Source organism: Photorhabdus noenieputensis (genome assembly GCF_018448935.1).
Taxonomy (GTDB): Bacteria; Pseudomonadota; Gammaproteobacteria; order Enterobacterales; family Enterobacteriaceae; genus Photorhabdus; species Photorhabdus noenieputensis.
Window position 1 is genome coordinate 1 of sequence record NZ_RCWC01000144.1, and the last position, 818, is coordinate 818.

Annotated in this window: 1 protein-coding gene; it reads left to right on the forward strand. The window is 51.7% G+C overall.

Annotated elements, in window-relative coordinates:
- Positions 1 to 818 (forward strand): condensation domain-containing protein (locus EAE91_RS23565; RefSeq protein ID WP_244869028.1); only part of this gene is annotated, 818 nt, incomplete at both ends.

Here is an 818-nt window from a genome sequence, read left to right on the forward strand (position 1 = left end):
CCAGACCCACACAAGTGAATTATCAGGGACGGGATTTCAATTTTGTGCTGGACACCCGGCTGTCTGAACAGTTAAGGACGCTGGCAAAAGCGCAGGAAACCACCCTGTATACCGTGCTGCTCAGTGCCTTTTATATCACGCTGGCAAAATTATCCGGGCAAAACGATATCGTCCTGGGAACACCGACGGATAACCGCCACCATGCCCAAACTCAGTCCCTGATTGGGATGTTTGTTAACTCACTGGCCTTAAGGATACCACTTCAACAAACCGCCAGCGTGGAAGCACTGATTCAACAGACCCATCAACGGGTGACTGAGGCCAAGACCCATCAAGACATACCGTTTGAACAACTGGTTGAGGCGCTGGATATTGAACGTGACACCGCCCGCCATCCGATTTTTCAGGTGATGTTTGGGTTGCAGAACTTTGAAGAAAATCCGCCAGACAACCGTCTGCCATTCAGGCCGGTGACACTGGATGAGCAGTTATACAGCCCGGCCAAGTTTGACCTGAGCCTGTTTTTATCCGATGGACAAACTGATATTACTGGTTGTCTGAACTACGCCGTCAGCCTGTTTGCTGAGGCCACCATCGTGAGACTGGCGGGCAGTTATCAACGGGTGCTGGCAGCTTTTGTGGCAGACCAGACACAATCGCTGTCCGAAATTGACATCCTGTCTGCCCAGGAACGTCATACCCTGTTGCACCGCTGGAATCAGACTGATGCGCCTTACCCGCAGGATAAAACCCTGCCACAACTGTTTGAAGCTCAAGTGGAAAAGACACCGGATAACGTGGCGCTGGTGTTTGAAGGC